Source organism: Mesorhizobium sp. M2A.F.Ca.ET.039.01.1.1 (assembly GCF_003998035.1).
Classification (GTDB): Bacteria; Pseudomonadota; Alphaproteobacteria; order Rhizobiales; family Rhizobiaceae; genus Mesorhizobium.
In genome coordinates, this window is the sequence record NZ_RZRY01001551.1 from 1 (window position 1) to 433 (window position 433).

1 pseudogene is annotated in these 433 nt (G+C 59.4%); it reads left to right on the forward strand.

Going from position 1 to position 433, the window contains the following annotated elements:
* A pseudogene (locus tag EOA24_RS42320) lies at window positions 1-433 on the forward strand (NERD domain-containing protein); the annotation flags it as partial.

Below are 433 nucleotides of genomic sequence, written 5' to 3' on the forward strand. Positions count from 1 at the left end.
TCGTGCCAGATTTCGAACCTGCGGATGAGGAAAGTATCTACAAGGCGGGCTCCACCGAAATCCTCGGTATCTGTTGGGGTCGGTGGGAACGCACTGAGGAACACCACAGATTTCTAGAGACGGAGTGGACCGAACTGACGGGCGAGGCCCGTCCAAAGGGGCTGCCCGACAATATCCAGCTCGTAATCGACACAGGCCCGACGGAAACGTGGCTGTGGGACTTCATCGCCAACGAACGGCTCCAGGACCGTCTGGTGCAGACATTCCTGGAGATGTCCTTTGAAACGCGAATGCGTCAGGGACTACGCGGCATCGCTGGCCCTGCTCCTCTGCTTCCCGATGCTTACGTGTCGGCCGAGGAGGCTCATTCGGCCGTATCGTTGTCCGCAATACTAGGCTACGCGGTGGTCGAGGATCTTGCTCGGCCCGGCAA